This window comes from Plantactinospora endophytica, from assembly GCF_016862915.1.
In the GTDB taxonomy this organism is placed as follows: domain Bacteria; phylum Actinomycetota; class Actinomycetes; order Mycobacteriales; family Micromonosporaceae; genus Plantactinospora; species Plantactinospora endophytica.
The window spans coordinates 13071-34025 of sequence record NZ_BONW01000025.1; the positions used below are offsets into that span (position 1 = coordinate 13071).

Below are 20955 nucleotides of genomic sequence, written 5' to 3' on the forward strand. Positions count from 1 at the left end.
AAAGTGAGGAGGCGTGTAAAGGTAATTTCACCTTCCGTACCGGACAAAGCCTCTGGTACCCGGACGCCGTTACCGCCGGTCCGGTCGCGAAGGCGACCCGCGCCGCGAGCGGCGCCGCCAGGCTGGAGGCTCGATGACCGACCAGGACCGGACCGGCCGACCGGGCGTCCCGCCCCGGCCCCGCCGGGCAGTCGTCGCCGGACTCGCCCTCTCCGCCGGCCTGGCGGTGACCGGCACGACGGTCGCGGCGGCCAGTTGGCCGGACCACCGGACCCGCACCGCCGTGGCCGCCGCCGCCCCGGAACCGGCGGCACCCGGCACCGTCACGTTCCGGGTCGTACCCGCGCCGACAACGCCGCCACCGACACCGTCGCCGACGGCGCCCACCCGGCCGCCCACACCCTGGCCGACGCCGTCGGGCCACCTGCCGGTGACCGGAGGCGGTGACCCGGTCCCCAACTGGCTACCGGCGCTCGGCGCCCTGCTGGTGCTGACCGGCGGCCTGATCGTCGCCCTCGCCCGCAGATCACGCCGCCCCGACGAGGCCGGGCCGACCCCCTGAACCGGAGACGCGAGCCGACCGCCTAAAACGGCGACGCGCGGCCGACCGCGTCCGAAGCCGGTGACCTGAGCCGAGCGCCCGAAACCGGCGGCGCGCGGCCGACCGTCCGAAGCCGGTGACGTAAGCCGAGCGCCCGAGACCGCGACGCGGGGCCGACCGCCCGAGACCGCGACGCGGGGCCCGCCGGGCGACCGGACGGGCCCCGCACCGGCAGGGTCAGCAGTCGCGCAACTCCGGGGACTGGTTGCGGACCTGTGCGAGCGGCGAGACGAACGACCGGTACGTCGAGCCGCCCACCGCCCCCGGCCGGAACGCCGCCACCCGGTGGCAGTTCTGGAACGCCAGCCGTACCCCGAAGTGGCGTTCCAGCCCGCCCCGGATGGCGTCACTGGCCAGCGCACGGAGCAGTTGGCCCCGCTCCACCTCACTCGGCGGCGGTACGGCGTGGTCGGCGTAGTCGGCAGTGGTCGAGTGGACCCGGGCCGAGACCTCGGCGACCACCGCCCAGGCGTACGGCAGGGAACGCCGGACACAGTCGACGAACTCCTCGTCGTCGACCCGGCCGGCTTCGGCCCGCTCCAGCAGTGCGGCGGGTACGTCCAGGGACATCTCTCTCCTCCTGTCGTGGATTCGATCCGACCCGGACCGGACGGCCCGGACCGGCGGCACAACTCGCCACCAGCACCGACGGCACAACGCACCCGCCGGAGCCGGGCGGCAGAACTCGCCCCCGCGAGCCGGGCGGCACAACTCGACCCCACGCGAGCCAGGCAGCAGAACTCGCCTCCGCGAGCCGGGGGGCGCGGGGCTCAGCGGACCGGGGCCTGCGGACCGGGTACGAAGTCGGGATCCACCTGGCCGGCGAGGTCCTCGCCGACCCGCTCGTTCGCCCAGGCGACCGCGTTGCGCAGGTGGAACTCCACCGCGTGCCGCCGGAAGGTGTCCCAGTCCTGGGCCTGCGCGTCGACAGTGGCCCGGAGCAGTTCCAGCACGGCCCGGTTGCCCGGCTCCAGTGCCTCCACCGGCGCGGGTACGCCCCGCTCGGCACGCTTGACGTAGTCGGAGCGGGTGAGCCAGGTGAGCAGGTCGGCGCCGACGTGCTCGCGCAGGAACTCGACGTCGGCGTGGTCGTCGACCTTGTTGCCGACCACGTGCACCCGGACGCCGTACTCCCGCGCGTAGCCGACGTACTGCCGGTAGACGCCGACGCTGCGCAGCGTCGGTTCGCAGACCAGGAAAGTGGCGTCGAACCGGGTGAACAGCCCGGAGGCGAACGAGTCGGCTCCGGCGGTCATGTCCACCACGACGTACTCCCCCGGGCCGTCGACCAGGTGGTTGAGCAGCAGTTCCACCGCGCCGACCTTGCTGTGGTAGCAGGCGACCCCGAGGTCGTCGGCGGTGAACGGGCCGGTCACCGCGAGCCGTACGCCGGCCACCTCGCGGACCACCGCCGCGTACAGCGGGTTGTCGCCGTCGACCGGGAGCAGCCGGGAGCCGCGTCCCGGCGGGGTGGTCTTGACCATCGCCGCCGCCGAGGAGATCCGCGGGTTCTCGCCGCGCAGGTACTCCTTGATCTGCGGTAGGTGGTCGCCGAGCGTCGGCAGCCGGGCCGCCTCCGCCTCGGTCGCGCCGAGCGCGGCCCCGAGGTGCTGGTTGATGTCCGCGTCGACGGCGAGCAGCGGAAGCGGGCCACCGTCGGCCGGGCCCACGGCGGCGAGGTGGCGGGCGAAGAGGGCGGCCAGAGTGGTCTTGCCACTGCCGCCCTTGCCGACGAACGAGATCTTCACGGTACGGGCCCTCCGGTACGGTCTGCGACGTTAATTCAATTGGAAATCATTTCCATCAGATCCGTCAAGGCTGCCCGGTTCCTCGGCGTGTCGACCCCGGCTTGGTAACCTCCGGCCCGTGCCGCTCTCCCCGCCCGCGCTCGCCGGGCCGACCTCGCCGCCGTCGCCAGCGCCCACCGGCGGCCGGTGGAGCCGCCGCCGGACCGACCTGCTCGTCGCGCTGGTCGCCATCGTCGGGGCAAGCTGGGTGACCAGCGGACTCTGGCCCGACCCGGACGGACGGGCGATCACCGTCAACTCCAGCGACCAGGCACTCTTCGAGTGGCTCCTCGCGTACGGCGCACACGCGATCGGCCACGGGCAGAACCCGTTCTTCACCGACCTGCTGAACGTGCCGGACGGGGTCAACCTGGCCGTCAACACCTCGGTCACCGTCTACGCCGCCGTCTTCGCCCCGCTCACCTACCTGATCGGCGCCCCGGCGACCTTCCTGGTGATCCTCACCGGCAACCTCGCCGCGACCGCGTTCGGGTGGTACTGGCTGCTCTCCCGGCAACTCGTCCGGAGCACCCCGGCCGCCGTCCTCGGCGGACTGTTCATCGGCTTCGCGCCCGGCATCGTCGCGCACGCCAACGCCCACCTGAACTGGAGCGCCGGCTGGGTCGTCCCGATGCTGCTCTGGGGAGTACTCCGGCTGCGCCGGCCCGGCCGCTGGTTACGCAACGGACTGCTGCTCGGGGCACTGGTCGCGGTCGCCTTCTCCATCGCCGCCGAGGGACTCTTCTTCACCGCACTGGCCTGCGGCGTCTTCTTCGGCACCTGGGCCCTGGACCGGGGCCGGCGGGCCGAGGCCCGGGCCGTGCTGCCGGACTTCCTGCGCGGGCTCGGCGTCACCGCGCTGACCGCGTTCGCCCTGCTGTCGTACCCGCTGTGGCTGCACTTCCTCGGGCCGCAGCGGTTCCACGGCACCGGCTTCGACCCGGTGATCCACGCCGAGGACATCGCCGCCTACGGGGCGTACCCGCAGCGGACCCTGGCCGGGATCGCCGGGCTGGGCACCTCGCTGGCGCCGAACCCGACCGAGGAGAACTCCTTCCTCGGGCTGCCCCTGCTGGTGCTGGCCGTACTCTGCTTCGTCGTGCTGTGGCGGCGGTCCGCCCCGGAACGCCGGGCCACGCTGCGGGCGCTCGGGGTGACCGTGCTGGTCTTCGCCGTGCTCTCCTGGGGCCCCCGGGTGAAGATCTTCGGCGCGCACACCGACGTACCGCTGCCGTACGCCCTGCTCGGCCACCTGCCGGTGTTCAACGCCGCGCTGCCGTCCCGGCTGGCCCTGGTGGTGGCGCCCCTGGTCGGGCTGCTGCTCGCACACACCGTCGACCTGCTGCGCGCCGATCCGCCGTCCCGCCCGGCCCGGACCGGCTGGCTGGTCGGGTTCGCCGTGGCCCTGCTGCCGCTGCTGCCGGTGCCGCTGCTGACCACGGCCCGGGAGCCGATCCCGGAGTTCGTCACCGCCGGCACCTGGCGGCAGTACGTCTCCCCCGGCGGCGTACTCACCCCGCTGCCGCTCACCCTCGACCTGGCCCCGGACGGGCAACGCTGGCAGGCGTACGCCCTCAGTCACCGGCAGGGCGAGTTCCGCATCCCGTCCGGCTTCTTTCTCGGCCCCGGCGGGCCGGACGACCGGGGCCGGATCGGGCCGGTGCCCCGGGCCACCGACGCGCTGCTGATGCGGGTGGCCGAGACCGGCGAGCGGCCGACGATCACCGATGCCGACCGGGCCGCCGCCCGGGCCGACCTGCGGCACTGGCGGGTCGAGGCGGTGGTGCTGGCCGACCGGGCGCACGGGGCGAAGTTCCCCATCCACACCGACGCGCTGCTCGACGTCACCACCCGACTCCTCGGCCCGCCGGAGCGGGTCGCCGACGTCTGGCTCTGGCGCCTCACCCCGTGACCCCGACCCACGACCCGGCTCCGACGCACTGCCTGCCCCGTACCCCCGCCCACGGACCGGTCCCGGCGTCCTCTCCCCTGCCCCCAGCCCCGGACCGGCTCCGGTGCCCTCGCCTCGTGACTCCGGCCACGAAGCGGAGCGACTGACCGGTAGCGAACTAGGCTGGAGCGGTGACCAGCACAGTTGCCGGGTTGACAAGTGTCCGGCTCGGGACCGTCGACTATCTGGCGGCCTGGGACGAGCAGCGTCGGGTGCACGAGGCGGTGGTCGCCGGGGAGCGGCCGGACAGTGTCCTGCTGCTCGAACATCCGAGCGTCTACACGGCCGGCAAGCGCACCGAGCCGTGGGACCGGCCGATGGACGGTACGCCGGTGATCGACGTGGACCGGGGCGGCAAGATCACCTGGCACGGTCCGGGTCAGCTCGTCGGCTATCCGATCCTCAAGCTCCCCGGGGCGGACACCGGGATGCCGGTGGACGTCGTCGCCTTCGTCCGGCGTACCGAGCGACTGCTGCTCGACGTCTGTGCCGAGCTGGGGCTGGGCAGCGTGATGCTGGTCGAGGGGCGTAGCGGGGTCTGGGTACCGGCCGACGAGCGCGGGCCGGAACGCAAGGTCGCCGCGATCGGCATCCGGGTGGCCCGGGGCGTGACCCAACACGGCTTCTCGATCAACTGCGACTGCGACCTGGCCGCGTACGACCGGATCGTCGCCTGCGGCTTGCGCGACGTCGGGGTCACCTCACTCACCGCCGAACTGGGCCACCCGGTCACCGTCGCCGAGGTGCTCCCGGTGGTGGAACACCACCTCCCCACCCTCCTCCCCTGACCCTTTCGCGCCAGGCCCGGCAAGATCGCGCTACTTCCCGGAAGTAGTCCCTTCGCATCCTCGGTGAGGCCACCACATCCCGGAAAGAGCGCGCCTGCCCGGGACACAGGTCACGGGGGAAGGCTGCGGCATCCGCGTGTCGCGTGAGTGGTATCACCTGGTCCGGTACGTGAGTCCGGTCGCCTCCGGTCGATCGGCCGACCTGTGACGCGTAGGCTCGGATTCGTGACCATCGAGCACTCCGCGCCATCCTCCGCCGCCGATGCCGGAGGGTTGAGCGTCGTGACCGCACCGGAGATCCGCCCCGGCAATCCCGTCGCGCCGGAGGGGCGCCGGCTGCTGCGGGTCGAGGCCCGCAACGCGGCGACGCCGATCGAGCGCAAGCCGCCGTGGATCAAGGTCAAGGCGAAGATGGGCCCCGAGTACACGCAGCTCCGTGGTCTGGTCTCCCGGGAGGGTCTGCACACCGTCTGCCAGGAGGCCGGCTGCCCCAACATCTACGAGTGCTGGGAAGACCGGGAGGCGACCTTCCTGATCGGCGGTGACCAGTGCACCCGCCGCTGCGACTTCTGCCAGATCGACACCGGTAAGCCGGCCGACTTCGACGCGGACGAGCCGCGCCGGGTCGCCGAGTCGGTGGTCGCGATGGGCCTGCGGTACGCCACCGTCACCGGGGTGGCCCGGGACGACCTGCCGGACGGCGGCGCCTGGCTGTACGCCGAGACGGTACGGCAGATCCACGCGCTGACCCGTCGGGAGGCTGTCGACGGTGCCGCCGAGGGCACCCTGGACGGGCTGCCGCACTGCGGGGTGGAGCTGCTGATCCCCGACTTCAACGGCAACCCGGGCCAGCTCGCCGAGGTCTTCGGCGCCCGTCCGGAGGTGCTCGCGCACAACGTCGAGACGGTGCCCCGGATCTTCAAGCGGATCCGGCCGGCGTTCCGCTACGAGCGGTCGCTCGACGTGCTCACCCAGGCTCGGGCGGCCGGGCTGGTGACCAAGTCCAACCTGATCCTCGGGCTGGGCGAGGAGCGTACCGAGATCTCCCAGGCCCTGCGCGACCTGCACGCGGCCGGCTGCGAACTGGTCACCATCACGCAGTACCTGCGCCCGACGCCCCGGCACCACCCGGTCGAGCGGTGGGTCCGCCCGGAGGAGTTCGTCGAGTTGCGCGAGGAGGCCGAGGAGATCGGCTTCGCCGGGGTGATGAGCGGGCCGCTGGTGCGCTCCTCCTACCGCGCCGGCCGGCTCTACCAGCAGGCCGTCGAGGCCCGCGAGGTGCCGGCCGCCTCCGCCGCCCGGTAACTCCGGCGAAGGGCCGCCGGTAACCCCGGCGACGGCCCGCCCGGTCACCGCCGCAGCGGTCCCCGCCTGCGCTTTCCCACCTTCGTCCGGCCCCGTTCACGTCCGGTGGCGAACCGGGTCCGACCTGTCGCACCGTGTTAGATTCCGGCCGTCCATCGAGAGGTGCTTGCCGGCAACACGTCGAAGGTGATGAATAGAAGCATGACAGCACCCCACACCGTGATCATCGGCGCCGGCCCGGCCGGACTCACCGCGGCGTACGAGCTGACCAAGCGGAACGCCACGGTCGACGTCTTCGAGGCCGACGACGTGGTGGGCGGGATCAGCCGTACCGTCGAACGTGACGGCTGGCGCTTCGACATCGGCGGACATCGCTTCTTCACCAAGGTCCCCCAGGTCGAGGCGCTCTGGCACGAGATCCTGCCCGCCGAGGACTTCCTGCTCCGACCCAGGATGAGCCGGATCTACTACCGGGGAAAGCTGTACGACTATCCACTGAAGGCCGGCAACGCACTGCGCAACCTCGGCATCGTCGAGGCGCTGCGCTGCGTCGGCTCGTACCTCTGGGCCAAGGTCGCGCCACCGAGGGACCAGACCCACCTCGCCGGCTGGGTGACTGCCCGGTTCGGCCGGCGGCTCTTCGAGCACTTCTTCAAGACGTACAACGAGAAGCTGTGGGGCGTACCGGCGAACGAACTCTCCGCCGACTGGGCGGCGCAGCGGATCAAGAACCTGTCGCTCTCCAACGCGGCGCTCAACGCGCTGCTGCCCAAGCGCAACCAGAAGGACATCACCAGCCTGATCGAGGAGTTCAACTATCCCAAACACGGCCCCGGGATGATGTGGGAACGCTGCGCCGAACACGTGGAGAAGCGCGGCGGCCGGGTCACCCTGAACAGCGGGGTCACCGCCGTACACCGGGCGGGTGGGCGGGCGGTCGCGGTCACCGTGGACGGGCCGGCCGGGCACCGCCGGGTCGACGCCGACCACGTGGTGTCGTCGATGCCGATCTCGCACCTGGTGCTGGCGATGGATCCGCCGGCACCGCCGGCCGTGGTCACCGCCGCGAAGGAGCTGTTCTACCGCGACTTCCTGACCGTGGCGCTGGTGGTACCGGCCGAGTTCAGCTTTCCGGACAACTGGATCTACATCCACGCCCCGGAGGTGAAGGTCGGCCGGATCCAGAACTTCGGCTCCTGGTCGCCGTACCTGGTCAAGGACGGGCGTACCTGCCTGGGGCTGGAATACTTCCTCAGCATCGGCGACGAGTTGTGGAACAGCCCGGACGCCGACCTGGTCGCGCTGGGCACCGCCGAGCTGGAGCGGCTCGGCCTGGTCCGGCCCGGCTCGGTCGAGACCGGCTACGTCGTACGCATGCCGCGCGCCTACCCGTTCTACGACTTCGCCTACAAGGAGAACGTCGCCACCATCCGCGCCTGGCTCGCCGCCGAGGTGCCGAACGTGCATCCGGTCGGCCGCAACGGGATGCATCGCTACAACAACGCGGACCACTCGATGATGACCGCGCTGCTGTCGGTGTCGAACATCCTGGACGGCACCGACCACGACGTGTGGACGGTCAACGTGGAGGAGGAGTACCACGAGGAGAAGGGTCCGGGCGAACACGGCACCGGCCGGGCCGCCCCGGTACTGCCCCGCGACCCCGTGCCGAGCTGAGGCAGCCGGTCAGGCGGCCGGGGCGCCGCCGTCCCCGGTCCGGGGATCGAGCAGGCCCAGCCGGTGCGCGACGGCCGCCGCCTCGATCCGGTTCGCCACGTCCAGCTTGGCGATGATCCGCGAGACGTGCACGCTCGCGGTCTTCGGCGAGATGTAGAGCCGCTCCGCGATCCGGCTGTTGCTGTGCCCCTCCGCGACCAGGCGCAACACCTCCCGCTCGCGGGCGGTGAGCAGGTCGGTGCCGGGCGCCGCGCCGGGCGCGGCCCGCAACCCGAGCCGCCGGGCCAGCGTCGCCGCCTGCTCCCGCAACGGTACGGCCGCCAGCTCACCGGCGATCGCCGCCACCTCCTCCAGCGCGCTCGCGGCCAACGCCCGGTCGCCCGCAGCGGCAGCCGCCTCGGCCAGCCGGTACAGCGCCCGGCCGAGCGGGTACCGCTGACCGTCCACCCGCCAGGCCGCCACCGTCTCCTGCCAGCACGGCAGCGCCTCGGCCACGCCGGCGAGCGTCGCCGACACCTGGGCCGCGTACGCCACCTCGGCCGGATAACGGGCGGGGATCCCGTCGCCCGCCGACCGTACCCGTGCGACGAGTTCCCGGTCGTCGGCGGTCACGGCGGCCCGGGCGGCGGCGGCCAGCGCCGGCCAGCCGTACCGGGGATCGATGTCGAGCCGGCGGCCGAGCAGGGCCCGGGCAGCCTCCACCGCCAGCGCGACGTCCCCGCCGGCCAGCGCCGCCTCGACCCGCAGCTCGTGCAGCGGCAACTCCAGCGGCAGGTACGGCCGGCGAAGGAAACCCAACGCCCGGGCCACCAGATCGTCGGCGCCGACCTGTCCCCGGGCCAGCCGCAACCCGGCCCGCAACTGCAACCAGTGGTAGCCGGTGATTCCGGGCAGGTCGAGCCGGGCGGCCTGCCCGCACAACTCGTCGGCCTCGTCCCAGCGGCCGAGCGCGATCATTGCCTCGGCCTGGTTGGAGAGCAGGAAGGCGCCGGTGGAGCGGCTGATCCCGACCCGCCTCGCCTCGGCGTACCCGGTCGCGGCGGCCTCGGCCGACTCGGCGTACCGGCCGACCTCGCAGAGCGCGTCGGAGCTGACCACCAGCGCGGTCACCAGGGACTCCGGGTCACCGGCCGCCCGGGCCAGTTCCGCCGCCCGGCGCAGCCCGGCCAGCCCGGCCTCCGCCGAGACCTGGCGGCTGCACACCCAACCGGCGGCGAGCGTGGCACTCAGTACGGCGTCGTCGTCGCCGAGTTCGGTCGCGGCGGCCATCGCCTCGGCGGCGATCCTGGCTCCCTCCGCCCGGTCCACCCGGGCCACCTGGAAGGCGATGTCGGCCAGCAGCCGGACCCGCTGCACGCCACCGTCCACACCGGCCAGCAGCGTGTACGCCCCGCGCAGTTCGTCGGCACCGTCGGACTTGCCGAGGATCCGGAGCAGCCGGCCGCGCAGCAGCCGCACCCGGGACGTCCGGACCGGCTCGGCCGTACCGTCCAGTTCGGTGAGCATGGCCCGGGTCAGCGCCAGCGCCCGGCTGTAGTCGCCGGCGGCCGAGGTCGCCGAGAGGGTCGCCTCCAGCAGGGCCAGATGGTCGCGGCCGAGCCGCTGCTCCGCGTCCGGCACCTGCTCCCAGAGTTCGAGTACCCGCTCCAGCAGCCGCCCCTGCTCGGCGTACGCGTACCGGGAACGGGCCGCCTCGGCGGCGTTCCAGGCGGCGGTGAGCGCCCGGGGGTAGTCGTGCGCCGCGTACCAGTGGTGGGCCAGCTCGGCCGGGGCCCGGCCGTCGGCGACGAGCTGCGGCTGCGCCTCGATCGCGGCGGCGTACCGGGCGTGCAGCCGGGCGTGCTCGCCGGGCAGCAGGTCCTCGTGTACCGCCTCCCGGACCAGCGCGTGCCGGAACTCGTAGCCGCCCTCCGGGTCGGCGACCACGAGTTGGGCGGCGACGGCGGCCCGGAGCGCCTCCTCCAGCTCGGTCTCCGGCACCCCGGCCACCTCGGCGAGCAGTTCGTGGGCGATCCGGGTGCCCCCGGCACCGGCGATCCGGAGCACCCGCTGGGCCGGCTCCGGCAACCGGTCGACCCGGGCCAGCAGCAGGTCGCGCAGGGTGTCCGGCAGGTCGGCGCAGCCGCTCGGGTCGCTGGCCGCGGCGAGTTCCTCGACGAAGAACGGATTGCCCTGGGTACGGCCGTGGATGGTGTCGATGGCCCGGTCGCTGGGCTCGAAGCCGAACAGGTCGGCGAGTACCTGGCCGGTGCCCTCCCGGTCGAGTCGGTCCAGTTCCATCCGCTCGACGCCCCGGGCCCGGTCCAGTTCGGCCAGGAAAGGGCGGAGCGGGTGCCCCCGGTGCAGCTCGTCCGAGCGGTAGGTGCAGATCAGCAGTACCCGGGCCGGCCGGACCGCGCGGGCCAGGAAGGAGATCAGGTCCCGGGTCGACCGGTCGGCCCAGTGCAGGTCCTCGATCACCAGGATCAGCGGGCGCTGCGCGGCGAGCCGGGTGAAGAGCCCGGCGACCAGCTCGAAGAGGTAGCCACGGTGCGGGTCCAGGGAGAGTCCCGGGCCGCCCGAAGGGCTCGCCGGGGCCTGTCGGTCGGCGCCGGCCGGCGCGGCCCCGAGCCGGTCCAACTCCGGCAGCAGTCTGGCGAACTCCCGCTCGTACCCCTCGAAGGCCGTCGGCCCGTCCCGGCGGAGCAGTTGGCGCAGCGCGGCGGCGAACGGCGCGAACGGCAGCCCCTGCTCGCCAAGTTCCAGGCACTGGCCGACCAGGAGCTGGTTGTCTCCGGCGGTGGCGTACCGGCCGAACTCCTCGATCAGCCGGGTCTTGCCGACGCCGGCCTCGCCGCCGACCAGCAGCGCGGCCGGCTCGTCGGCCCGGACCCGCTTGAGCGCTTCGCGCAGGGTGGCGAGTTCGGACTGACGGCCGACGAGAACGGTGCTGGCGGCGCGAGTGGTCACGGAATCGAGAATGCCACGCCGGGCCGGATCCTCGAAGATCCGGACGCCGGCCCCGCCGTCGCCCGTGGTCGGGGCGGGGCCGGCCGTCCGAAGATCACTGCCGGGAGTCGGCGGTGCGGGCCGCCCGTCGACCCGGTCGGGTCGCGGGACGGCGAGCACCGCGTCCCGGCTCACTTGGCCGCCGGAGCCTGGGAGGCGGCGGGGTCGGACCGGCGCCGCCGCGCGGCCCGGGCCGGGTTCCGCCCGGAGCGGCGGGTCACCGAGCGGGCCAGTCGGGCGGAGTCGGCCTCGGCCCGCAGCTCGTCGGCGTGGGTACGGTGCAGGGTGAGCAGGAAGTGCGCGTCGGTGCTGAACATCGCTGAGCTCCATTCGCTTCGGTTCTCTTCGCTGATGTCCACACTTCGCCGGAAGGCACCCCGGGCACATTGGTGCACCGCCTCATTCCCGGCTCCGCCACCTCCTTACTTCCACCCCGTACCGGGACTTCGGCGCCGTAAGGTCCTTACCCCGCCCCCTCGGCGGCGGGGTGCCGGCGGGGCCACCCGGTCGACCGATGTCGCCGGGGACGACCGGGGCCAGCGCCGGAGCCGGCCGGGGATCGGGCGGGCCGCCCCGGCCCACTAGACTTCATGGCATGGCAAAGGCGCAGGAGAAGGTGTCGTTCGGCCAGCGGCTGAAGCAGATCGGGATGGTGTTCTCGTTCACCGCCAAACGCGACAAGTGGTTCGTGCCGCTCGCCGTCGTCGCGGTGCTGGTCCCGGCCGCGCTCACCGTGGTCGCGGTCCTGCGCTGGGGCTGGCTCTGGCTGCCGATCGGCATCCTGCTCGCCCTGCTCGGCGTGCTCATCGTGCTCAACCTGCGCTCCAACCGGGCGATGATGAACGCTGCGGAGGGGCAGCCGGGCGCCGCCGCCTCGATCCTGGAGAGCATGCGCGGCGACTGGCGGGTCACCCCGATGGTCAGTTCCACCACCCAGATGGACATGGTGCACCTGGTGGTCGGCAAGCCCGGCGTGATCCTGCTCGGCGAGGGCAACCCGCAGCGGACCCGCGGCCTGCTCGGCCAGGAGAAGCGGCGGCTCGCCAAGGTCATCGGGACCGCGCCGCTCTACGACTACCTGATCGGCCAGGGCGACGACGAGCTGTCGATCCGCAAGCTCCGGACGACCCTGCTGCGGCTGCCGCCGAACCTCAAGGGCAAGGACGTGAACGCCCTGGACAAGCGGCTCAAGGCGCTCTCCGCGGCCCGGCCGCAACTGCCGAAGGGCGCGATCCCGAAGAACATGCGCCCGCCCAAGGGGGCCTTCCGGCAGATGCGCGGCCGGTAGCTGGTCCGCGTCGCGGAGTGCGGATGCGCTCCGCGTTACGGCGTGCAGGTCCGGGTGGCCGAGGACGGCCGCGCCGCCGGGGCCGGGGCGAGCCGGTCGGCGACCAGCCGCAGCATCGTCGCGGTGCTCCGCCGGAGCCGACCCGGGCCACCGCCCGAGGACGGGTCCCGGTCCGGCCGGACCGGTGCGTTCGGGCGGGCGGAGCCGACGTGCCGTTCGGTGGCACCCAGCGCGAGGTGGTAACCGACGAGATCCATGGTCACTTCCTTTCGACGGGACCGGTCGAGGCGCGGACGACCAGGTCGGTGGGGAGTAGCACCTGACGGGCGGCGGGATCCTCGGGCGGGTCCAGCAGCAGCCGGCCGGCGATCGCGCCCTTTTCCACCGCCGGCTGCCGGATCGTGGTGAGCCCGGCGGCGGCTGCCTCCGGGATGTCGTCGAAGCCGGTCACCGAGACGTCCCGGCCGGGTCCTAGACCCCGGGTGGCCAGCGCGTCGAGCACACCGAGCGCCAGCAGGTCGGTAATGGCGAGCACCGCCGTCGGCCGGTCCGCGCGATCGAGGGCGTACCCGGCGGCGCGGGCCCCCTCGGCCCGGCTGTTCGTACCGGCGTTGACCAGGAACAGGTCGCTCCAGCCGACGCCGCCCTCGGCCAGCCCTTCGGCGAAGCCGCGCAGCCGTTCCCGGGTGACGTCGACGTCGTACCGGATGTCGGCCGGCCCGTCGAGGGCGACCGGGCCGGTCCGGCGCTCGGCGACCAGGAGGTCGGAGACGATCGCGACCCGGCGGTGACCGAGCCGGGCGAGGTGGCTGCCGACGGTCCGGGCGGCGGCGGCCTCGTCGATGCCCACGTACATGCTGTCCGGTCCGGGCTCGACGGGGCGTTCGGCGGCCACCAGCGGCAGGCCACGGGACCGGGTCACGTCCAGCGCCGCGTGCGAGGCGGGTACGCAGTAGACGCAGAAGCCGTCGACGGCCGCGTTCCGGACCGCCTCGATGCCGGCCTGCTCGTCCGCCTCGGAGAGCGGGACCAGCAGCAGTCCGCTGCCGTGCCGCTCGGCGGACTCGGCCACGCCCCGGAGGAACAGCACGGCGTACGGGTCGGTGAAGGCGTAGGAGAGTGCCGAGGTGAAGAGCACGCCGATCGCGCCGACCCGGCCCCGGCGCAGCGATCGGGCGGTCGGGTCCGGCCCGGGGTAGCCCAGCCGGCGGGCCGCCTCGTGGATCTTCTCCCGCAGTGCCGGTGACAACTGGTCCGGCCGGCTGTAGGCGTTGGAGACCGTGCTGCGGGACACGCCCACGGCGTCGGCCACGGTCTGCAGGGTCGGCTTCACCGGTCCGCCTTCTGTATCGATCCAGTAGCGCTTCTGGATCGATACAGTACGCCGCCTCAGCGCATCCCGCCAGCCCTTTACGGAGTAGTCGAAGCCCTCAGCGGGTGGACGGTACGGACACCATGATCGAGCCGGCCGCGCGGTCGTGCAGGCCACGGCTGCGGTTGTCCATGATCAGTGCCGGGATCACCAGGCCGAGCAGGGCACCCCGGAGCAGCGCCCGGAGCACACCGATCCGCCCCCCGTCGGCGTACGCCACGCAGCGCAGCCGGCACACCCACATGCCGGGAGTCTGCGCGAAGAGGCCGATGAAGAAGCCGTACACGACGACCAGCGTGAGGACCGGCGCCCAACTGTCGGCGATCGGGTCGGCGTAGAGGTTGGTGGCCAGCAGGCAGAGCACCCAGTCGATGCTCAGCGCGACGAACCGGCGCGCCAGGCTCGGCGACGGGCTGGTCGGGTCGGCCGCCGGGGCGGGCGGAGCGGTGCCGTTCTGCTGTCCTGCCACGGTCGTCAACAGTATCGGCCGGCGGCGATCACCCCCCTGTGGACTCCACCGGCGGGACACGGATCACCTCGCGCAACTCCACCAGGCGCACGACGACCGTCGCTGCGCGGTGGGACCTTCCGTCCGGGCGCAGAACGTGGCAAACTCGGCTAACCGACCAAACCGGAGTAACATCCGGAGCAGACCCGAGCCGATCACCTGCGGGGATCACGCTCCGCAGACGACGTAACACGGCAGAAACATCAGAGACATGCTCGGGCAATCGCATGGCCATAGCGTCGCCACCAGCCTAGCCATCAGTGGACGTGCCAGGAGGACGTGTGTTCGCCAACCCCGAGGAACTCCTGCGATACCTCAAGAACGAGGACGTAAGGTTCGTCGACGTTCGTTTTTGTGACCTGCCCGGCGTGATGCAGCACTTCAACCTGCCGGTCGAGTCGTTCGACGAATCGGTCTTCACCGACGGTCTCGCCTTCGACGGATCGTCGATCCGTGGTTTCCAGGCGATCCACGAGTCGGACATGCTGCTGCTCCCCGACGTCGCGACCGCCTTCATCGACCCGTTCCGGGCACAGAAGACGCTGGCACTGAACTTCTTCATCCACGACCCGTTCACCCGCGAGGCGTACTCCCGGGACCCGCGCAACGTGGCGAAGAAGGCGGAGGCGTACCTCGCCGCCAGCGGCATCGCCGACACGGCGTACTTCGGCCCGGAGGCCGAGTTCTACATCTTCGACTCGGTCCGGCACGAGACCTCGGCGCACCAGGCCTTCTACTACATCGACTCGATCGAGGGCGCCTGGAACACCGGTCGCGAGGAAGAGGGCGGCAACCGGGGCTACAAGACGCCGTACAAGGGCGGCTACTTCCCGGTCCCGCCGGTCGACCACTACGCCGACCTGCGTGACCAGATCGTGCAGCGGCTGCTCGGCGCCGGCTTCACCGTCGAGCGCTCGCACCACGAGGTGGGCACCGCCGGCCAGGCTGAGATCAACTACAGGTTCTCCACCCTGCTGCACGCGGGCGACCAGCTCCAGCTCTTCAAGTACATCGTGAAGAACACCGCCTGGGCGAACGGCAAGACCGCGACCTTCATGCCCAAGCCGCTCTTCGGGGACAACGGCTCCGGCATGCACACCCACCAGAGCCTCTGGCTGAACGGCGAGCCGCTGTTCTACGACGAGACGGGCTACGCCGGCCTCTCCGACACCGCCCGCTGGTACATCGGCGGTCTGCTGCACCACGCGCCGTCGCTGCTGGCCTTCACCAACCCGACGATCAACTCGTACCGTCGGCTGGTGCCGGGCTTCGAGGCCCCGGTCAACCTGGTCTACTCGCAGCGGAACCGCTCCGCCTGCACCCGCATCCCGGTGACCGGCAGCAACGCCAAGGCGAAGCGGGTCGAGTTCCGGGTGCCGGACCCGTCGGCCAACGTCTACCTCGCCTTCTCGGCGATGATGATGGCCGGCCTGGACGGCATCAAGAGCAAGATCGAGCCGCCGGAGCCGATCGACAAGGACCTCTACGACCTCCCGCCGGAGGAGTGGGGCTCGGTCAAGCAGGTCCCCGGCTCGCTCCCGGAGGTGCTCGACTCGCTCGAGGCCGACCACGACTTCCTGCTGGAGGGTGGCGTCTTCACCCCCGACCTGATCTCCACCTGGGTCGAGTGGAAGCGCGCCAACGAGGTGGACCCGGTCCGGCTGCGGCCGACCCCGCACGAGTTCGCGATGTACTTCGACGTCTAGGCCGCAGCACCGCCCCGGACTCATGCCACCCGCATGACCCGAGGCACGGCGACACCAGGCACGTACGGCGCGCCGTCGACCACCCCGCGAGGGGTCCGGTCGGCGGCGCGCCGCGTTGTGGGGCGCCCATGTTTACCCATGGCACGCCGACCCATAGCTTTGCCACCGTTATAGCTTGGTCACCGATATACTCGCCGTATGACCACACCCGTTCCGTTGCGGGAACCGACGTTCCTGATCCTCACCGCGCTCGCCCCGGAGCCGATGCACGGCTACGGCATCATCACCGAGGTCGCCGCGCTCTCCGACGGCCGGCTGACGCTGCGACCCGGCACCCTCTACGGCGCCCTCGACCGACTCACCGACGAGGGCCTGGTCGAGCCGGACCGGGAGGAGATCGTGGGCGGCCGACTCCGCCGCTACTACCGGCTCACCGACACCGGGGGCACGGTGCTGGCCGCCGAGACCGAACGCTTGCGCCGCAACGTCGAGGCCGCGAGCCGGCGCCTCCGGGCGCGGGCCGGCAGCGCGGCACCGGGCTCCGCCGCGACGGCGCGCGGCTCCGCGCTCCGACCGGCCCTCCGGCCAACCCTCCGACCGGCGGGAGGTCCGGCATGACCCGGCACCCCGATCCGGTCGACGGATCCGACGGTACGGACGCCAACCCGACGAACCCCGGCACCCCGACCGACGCCAACCCGATGGACCTCAGCACCCCGACCGACGCCAACCTGGCAGATCCCGGCACCCCTACCGAACAGGGAATTCTGCTGGAGCGCCGCTACCGGCGCCTGCTGCACCTCTACCCGGCCGGCTACCGGGCAGAGCGGAGCGACGAGCTCGTCGGGACGTACCTCGAACTTGCCGATCCCCAGCGGCGCTGGCCGTCCCCGGCGGACACCGCCGACGTGCTGCGCGGCGGGTTGCGCCAGCGACTCCGCGAGCAGGGCGCCTCCGGGCTGATCGCCGGCCTGCCGATCGCCGCCGTCACCGCGCTGGGCACCCTGACCGCGCTGGCGGTGTTCCTGCTCCACCAGGTCGAGTTCACGCCCGTGCCGGACGGTGTCGTCTGGCCGCAGGTCGGTCGGGCGCAGACCCTCGGCGTGTTCGTCTGGATCGGTTGGCTGCTGGCCGGGCTGGCCACGGCGGTGCTGCCGGCCCGCTGGGCCCGCTGGGCGGTCGGCGTCGCCGTGCTGCTCACCCTCGCCACACCGCTGGCGTCCGCGCTGACCGGGCTGCCCCGGCCGCCGCTGTTCGTACTCCTGCCGACGCTCGCGCTCGGCCTGACCGCGCTGGCGCTGCCCGACCGGCCCGGCTGGTCCGGCCGGACCCCGCCGGTACTCGGCGTGCTGGCCGGTGCCGGGGTGGCCGTGCTCTTCCAGCTTGCCGAGTCTGGCGGGGACTGGTTCACCAGCTACTACTCGACGCAGGAAGTCCTGGTCATGGCGAGCGGACTGGTCCTCGGGCTCGTCCTGGCGCTGGGGCTCGTCCGCGCGCTCACCGGGAACGGCGACGCTCTCTGGGCCTTCCTGCTGCTGCTCACCCCGGTCGGCCTGCTCGGCGTCCGGCAGCTCACCGAGGCGTACTGGTGGCGAACGGAGTTTCCGCAGCTCGCCGCGACCGCCGGGGCGCTGACACTGTTCGGCGTGGGTACGCTGCTCGCGGCGGTCGCAGTGCAGGGTGCCCGGCACCGGGCGACCCGCCGACGGTTGGGCGCCGGACCGTGCCCGATGTGCGGGCACGTGTCCGAGGTCGCCCGGTCGTCCGGCGCGGCAAGCCCGGACACTGTCTCCTGACCCCGTCCGGCCCGTCGCCGACTCCCGTCAGCGACGGGACCGGTCCGGTCAGGCCGGCGGGTCGACCAGCCCGGCGAGCAGTTCGCGTACCACCTCGACCAGGAGGTCGATCTCGGCCTCGGTGGTACGCCAGTTCACGATCGCCGGGCGGAGTGCGACCCGGCCGTCGTAGACGGTGGTGCCGACGAAGACCCGGCCGTCGTGCAGCAGCGCCGCGCCGAGCCGCCGGTTGAGGTCGTTGAGTTCGTCCGCCGGCACGCTGCCGGGTGCGGCCCGGAAACAGACGATGCAGAGTGGTACCTCGGCCAGCCGTTCCAGGTCGGGCGCCTCGTCCACCAGCCGGGCGAGGCGCTGGGCCAGATCGAGCTGCCGCTCCACCATCGCCCGGTGGCCGTCCCGCCCGTACGCGGCCAGCGTCGCCCAGATCGGCATCGACCTGGCCCGGCGGGACGACTCCGGCCCGTGCAGGGCGTAGTCGACCGGACCGGGCTGCCCCGACCACAGTGGACTCCCCGGTCCCGGCAGGTACGTCGTACCCGGCATCCCGAACGCGACCGGTAGCCGGGCGGGCTCGCGCAGGAAGGCGAACCCGCTCTCGTACGGCACGTTGAGCCACTTGTGCCCGTCGCAGGCGATCGAGTCGGCCCGCTCGATTCCGCGCAGCAGCCCGGCCGACCGGGGCGAGAGCGCGGCGAACATCCCGAACGCGGCGTCCACGTGCAACCAGGCGCCGTACCGCTCGGCGATGTCGGCGAGTACGTCGACCGGATCGAAGTCGCCCGCGTTCACCTCACCGGCGTTGGCGATCAGTACCGCCGGCCCGTCCAGCTCGGCAAGCCGCCGCTCGATCGCCGGCAGGTCGACCCGGCCCACCCGGTCCCGGGCGTACACCTCGACGGTGTCCCGGCCGTGGCCGAGCATCTGCAACGCCTTACGGGCACTGGCGTGCACGTACCCGCCGGAGAGCACCGGCATCCGGGGCAGCGTGACAAGTCCGTCCGCCGCCACGTCCACGCCGTGCTGCTCGGCCCACCAGTGCGTGGCAACGGCCAGCGAGGTGAAGTTCGCGAAGGTGGCACTGGCGACCAGCGCGCCGCCGTACCGGTCGGGCAGCCCGAACAGCTCGCGCAGCCAGCGCAGCGCGACCGCCTCCAACTCGGCGGCCAGCGGGGAGGAGGCCCGGAAGGCGGCGTTCTGGTCCAGCAGCGCGGCGGTCCAGTCAGCGGCGAGGGCGGCCGGGGTGGCACCGCCGACGACGAAGTGGAAGAACCGTGGACCGGTGGAGTGGGTCGCGGCGGCGGTGCCGATCCGGAGCAGCCGGTCCAGCGCGGCCACCGATCCGACGCCCCGCTCCGGCAGCCGTCCGTCGGACGACTCCCCGTCCTGCTCACTCAGCCTGGAGAGTTCGGCCAGCAGCGCCTCGGCGGCCGAGTCGTGCACCGGACGGTCGGCGAGCGAGTCCAGGTAGGGGCCGGCGGCGGCGTACACCTGGCGGAGTACCGCCGCCGCCGAGTCCCGGTCGTGCAACGGGTCGTCCACGCGGTTCTCCTCCGCTCCGAGGGTTGCCCGGTCCGCCGGCCATTGTGCCCCGGACCATCGGTACGCCGTCCACCCCCATGGGCACAAAGCCCGGAAACCGGAGCAGGATCGGAGCCATCGCCGAGGCTGGGGCTGGGGCTGGGGCGGATCAGTCGGAGAACCCAGGCGCGGGCGTACCGGGCGGGTCGCTCCAGGTTAGGCCGACCGTGCCGGCCCGGTCACCTGTGCGGTTCGGGTCGTTCGGGCGGTCGGGGCGCGGGTGGGCCGGCCGCCCCGTCCGACGTGGTGGCGAGCCAGACCTCCTGGACCAGTCCGGCCGTACCGCCGGGGATCGGCCACCGGGACCACAGCGCCCGCAGCGCGGCCACGTCCACGATCTCCTCGTCGACGCCGCTGCCGTCCCACCGCTGCACGAACCGGCGGGTCGGCCCCCGGAGGAAGACCTCCAGGAACCGTGCCTTGGGCCGGGGCGCGGTGACCACCTCCGGCAGTACCCCGGCGGCGATCTCGGCGATCAACCGGTCCCGGGGCGGGCACCGGCGCCGGCCGGCCGGTCCGGTCAACACGGTCAGGAATCCGGGATCGAGAAGCGGGTTCACCACCGCCACCGCACGGGTCGCGCCCAGGTCGGCGAGGCTGGCACAGGTCAGCCCGAGGTCACGCCGACGCGCGTGCCAGGCGATCCGATGGTCGAGCCGGCGGGGCTCCCGTCGCCGGTCGGCCCGGAACGCGCGGTAGATCTCGGCCGACACCTCCGGCCGCAGCCACGGGAACATGTCCGGACTCGACCGCCGCGTCCGCAGTACCGTCCGGAGATGGCCGGCGGTCCGGCGCAGGCGTACCCGGAACAGGCCGGACCGGGCGCGGCGCCAACCCCCGAGCACCTGGCCGCCGCCCGCGCCGGTCAGCATCGACCCGCCGGTCGCCAGCTCGACGATCGGCAGGTGCAGGTGCAGGTTGACCGGATGCCGCAGACCGTGCCGGCGGAGCAGTCGCCCAGCCGTCGGACCGACCAGGTCGAGGTCGTCGTCGGCCTGGAGCAGTTGCCAGTCGCCGATGCCCAGCGCCTGGACGACCCGGTCCTGCCACCGCGACTCGTCGGCCCGGGGCGCTCCGGTGAACCGCCAGGTGACCGGTACCGGGTGCGGCAGCCCCTCCCGCCGGGCCACCCGCAGGGCGACCGCGAGGACCAGTGACGAGTCCAGCCCGCCGGAGAAGCTGACCAGGCACGGCGGTCGGCGCAGCGCGGGCAGTACCGCCTGTTCGAGGGCGCCGAGCGGGGTCACCGCACGCTCCGGGACCGGGACGGCCGGCGGCGTCCAGCCGAGTGACCAGCGCGCCGGGCGGGGGCGGCGGGCCGGCGGTTCTGGTACGTGTCCGAGCACCACTCCCGAGGCGATCTCACGTCGGGTCAGCCGCGGGGTCGGCAGCTCTGCCACTGGTCAGTGTCCCGGGCGGCTGGGCCGGCGGCCGGCGGCACCAAGCGGGACCATCAGCTTCAGGCCGACTGCGGGGGCGGCGCGGAGAAGTTGTGGCTGCCGGCTGGATCGGCCTGCGGCCGCTCGGACGACTCATCCCGAATGTGGTTCACAAAAAGTGCCTTTCATTCAAGATGGGAGTAAAGGGACAGGCAGAGGATACCGCCGCGC

Annotated in this window: 18 protein-coding genes; 9 read left to right on the plus strand and 9 right to left on the minus strand. The window is 72.9% G+C overall.

What is annotated here, in order from left to right:
• Window positions 1-133: 133 nt before the first annotated feature.
• A complete protein-coding gene (locus Pen02_RS25450; protein WP_203868719.1) occupies window positions 134-562 on the plus strand; it encodes a hypothetical protein in 429 nt (142 codons plus the stop codon).
• 216 nt (window positions 563-778) lie between these two features.
• Here the strand turns inward: Pen02_RS25450 and Pen02_RS25455 are convergent, their stop codons facing one another.
• Window positions 779-1171 carry an SCO5389 family protein gene (locus tag Pen02_RS25455; protein WP_203868620.1) on the minus strand — a complete coding sequence of 131 codons (393 nt, stop codon included), beginning with the start codon at window positions 1169-1171 and terminating at the stop codon, window positions 779-781.
• 200 nt (window positions 1172-1371) lie between these two features.
• Window positions 1372-2349 carry an ATP-binding protein gene (locus Pen02_RS25460; protein ID WP_203868621.1) on the minus strand — a complete coding sequence of 326 codons (978 nt, stop codon included), beginning with the start codon at window positions 2347-2349 and terminating at the stop codon, window positions 1372-1374.
• A gap of 118 nt (window positions 2350-2467) precedes the next feature.
• On the opposite strand from Pen02_RS25460, the gene Pen02_RS25465 reads away from it, so the two are divergent.
• The 4 genes from Pen02_RS25465 (at window position 2468) to Pen02_RS25480 (ending at window position 8109) form a co-directional block, all read left to right on the plus strand.
• On the plus strand, window positions 2468-4300 hold the full coding sequence (locus tag Pen02_RS25465) for a DUF6311 domain-containing protein (RefSeq protein ID WP_203868622.1): 1833 nt from the start codon (window positions 2468-2470) through the stop codon (window positions 4298-4300).
• 170 nt (window positions 4301-4470) lie between these two features.
• Complete coding sequence (gene lipB / locus Pen02_RS25470; RefSeq protein WP_203868623.1) at window positions 4471-5127, plus strand: lipoyl(octanoyl) transferase LipB; 657 nt, start codon at window positions 4471-4473, stop codon at window positions 5125-5127.
• 225 nt (window positions 5128-5352) lie between these two features.
• Window positions 5353-6432 (plus strand): lipoyl synthase, encoded by a 1080-nt coding sequence (locus tag Pen02_RS25475; RefSeq protein ID WP_372445665.1) that lies wholly within the window; start codon window positions 5353-5355, stop codon window positions 6430-6432.
• Between the two features lie 201 nt (window positions 6433-6633).
• A complete protein-coding gene (locus Pen02_RS25480) occupies window positions 6634-8109 on the plus strand; it encodes an NAD(P)/FAD-dependent oxidoreductase (RefSeq protein WP_203868625.1) in 1476 nt (491 codons plus the stop codon).
• Between the two features lie 9 nt (window positions 8110-8118).
• On the opposite strand, the gene Pen02_RS25485 is transcribed toward Pen02_RS25480, so the two are convergent.
• Complete coding sequence (locus tag Pen02_RS25485; protein WP_239141280.1) at window positions 8119-11058, minus strand: helix-turn-helix transcriptional regulator; 2940 nt, start codon at window positions 11056-11058, stop codon at window positions 8119-8121.
• 170 nt (window positions 11059-11228) lie between these two features.
• Window positions 11229-11414 carry a hypothetical protein gene (locus Pen02_RS25490; RefSeq protein WP_203868626.1) on the minus strand — a complete coding sequence of 62 codons (186 nt, stop codon included), beginning with the start codon at window positions 11412-11414 and terminating at the stop codon, window positions 11229-11231.
• Window positions 11415-11692: 278 nt separating this feature from the next.
• Between Pen02_RS25490 and Pen02_RS25495 the strand changes: the two genes are divergently transcribed.
• The gene (locus tag Pen02_RS25495) at window positions 11693-12385 is read left to right on the plus strand and encodes a DUF4191 domain-containing protein (protein ID WP_203868627.1); all 693 of its coding nucleotides are present in this window, start codon (window positions 11693-11695) and stop codon (window positions 12383-12385) included.
• Between the two features lie 35 nt (window positions 12386-12420).
• Here Pen02_RS25495 and Pen02_RS25500 read toward each other — a convergent pair whose 3' ends face one another.
• The 3 genes from Pen02_RS25500 to Pen02_RS25510 form a co-directional block, all read right to left on the minus strand.
• Window positions 12421-12642, minus strand: a complete 222-nt coding sequence (locus Pen02_RS25500) for a hypothetical protein (protein ID WP_203868628.1) — start codon at window positions 12640-12642, stop codon at window positions 12421-12423.
• Window positions 12643-12644: 2 nt separating this feature from the next.
• Window positions 12645-13718, minus strand: coding sequence for a LacI family DNA-binding transcriptional regulator (locus tag Pen02_RS25505; RefSeq protein ID WP_203868629.1), 1074 nt, complete (start codon window positions 13716-13718; stop codon window positions 12645-12647).
• Window positions 13719-13815: 97 nt separating this feature from the next.
• On the minus strand, window positions 13816-14235 hold the full coding sequence (locus tag Pen02_RS25510; RefSeq protein ID WP_372445666.1) for an RDD family protein: 420 nt from the start codon (window positions 14233-14235) through the stop codon (window positions 13816-13818).
• A 311-nt stretch (window positions 14236-14546) separates the two neighbouring features.
• Here Pen02_RS25510 and glnA point away from each other — a divergent pair, with 311 nt between their 5' ends.
• From glnA to Pen02_RS25525, 3 genes are all read left to right on the plus strand, one after another.
• Window positions 14547-15971, plus strand: coding sequence for a type I glutamate--ammonia ligase (gene glnA / locus Pen02_RS25515; RefSeq protein WP_203868631.1), 1425 nt, complete (start codon window positions 14547-14549; stop codon window positions 15969-15971).
• Between the two features lie 198 nt (window positions 15972-16169).
• Window positions 16170-16589 (plus strand): PadR family transcriptional regulator, encoded by a 420-nt coding sequence (locus Pen02_RS25520; RefSeq protein WP_203868632.1) that lies wholly within the window; start codon window positions 16170-16172, stop codon window positions 16587-16589.
• Window positions 16586-17767 carry a serine/threonine-protein kinase gene (locus tag Pen02_RS25525; protein ID WP_239141282.1) on the plus strand — a complete coding sequence of 394 codons (1182 nt, stop codon included), beginning with the start codon at window positions 16586-16588 and terminating at the stop codon, window positions 17765-17767. Before Pen02_RS25520 ends, Pen02_RS25525 begins: the two co-directional genes overlap by 4 nt.
• A gap of 48 nt (window positions 17768-17815) precedes the next feature.
• Here the strand turns inward: Pen02_RS25525 and Pen02_RS25530 are convergent, their stop codons facing one another.
• Both Pen02_RS25530 and Pen02_RS25535 read right to left on the minus strand, forming a co-directional pair.
• The gene (locus Pen02_RS25530; protein ID WP_203868633.1) at window positions 17816-19306 is read right to left on the minus strand and encodes a pyridoxal phosphate-dependent decarboxylase family protein; all 1491 of its coding nucleotides are present in this window, start codon (window positions 19304-19306) and stop codon (window positions 17816-17818) included.
• Between the two features lie 218 nt (window positions 19307-19524).
• Window positions 19525-20745, minus strand: a complete 1221-nt coding sequence (locus Pen02_RS25535) for an asparagine synthase-related protein (protein ID WP_203868634.1) — start codon at window positions 20743-20745, stop codon at window positions 19525-19527.
• Between the last annotated feature and the right edge of the window lie 210 nt (window positions 20746-20955).

What these genes read in the sequence shown, in the direction of transcription:
- Pen02_RS25450 (WP_203868719.1), top strand. Translation starts at nt 134, where the DNA reads ATGACCGACCAGGACCGGACCGGCCGACCGGGCGTCCCGCCCCGGCCC.
- Pen02_RS25455 (WP_203868620.1), bottom strand. Translation starts at nt 1,171, where the DNA reads ATGTCCCTGGACGTACCCGCCGCACTGCTGGAGCGGGCCGAAGCCGGC.
- Pen02_RS25480 (WP_203868625.1), top strand. Translation starts at nt 6,634, where the DNA reads ATGACAGCACCCCACACCGTGATCATCGGCGCCGGCCCGGCCGGACTC.
- Pen02_RS25490 (WP_203868626.1), bottom strand. Translation starts at nt 11,414, where the DNA reads ATGTTCAGCACCGACGCGCACTTCCTGCTCACCCTGCACCGTACCCAC.
- Pen02_RS25495 (WP_203868627.1), top strand. Translation starts at nt 11,693, where the DNA reads ATGGCAAAGGCGCAGGAGAAGGTGTCGTTCGGCCAGCGGCTGAAGCAG.
- Pen02_RS25500 (WP_203868628.1), bottom strand. Translation starts at nt 12,642, where the DNA reads ATGGATCTCGTCGGTTACCACCTCGCGCTGGGTGCCACCGAACGGCAC.
- Pen02_RS25520 (WP_203868632.1), top strand. Translation starts at nt 16,170, where the DNA reads ATGACCACACCCGTTCCGTTGCGGGAACCGACGTTCCTGATCCTCACC.
- Pen02_RS25525 (WP_239141282.1), top strand. Translation starts at nt 16,586, where the DNA reads ATGACCCGGCACCCCGATCCGGTCGACGGATCCGACGGTACGGACGCC.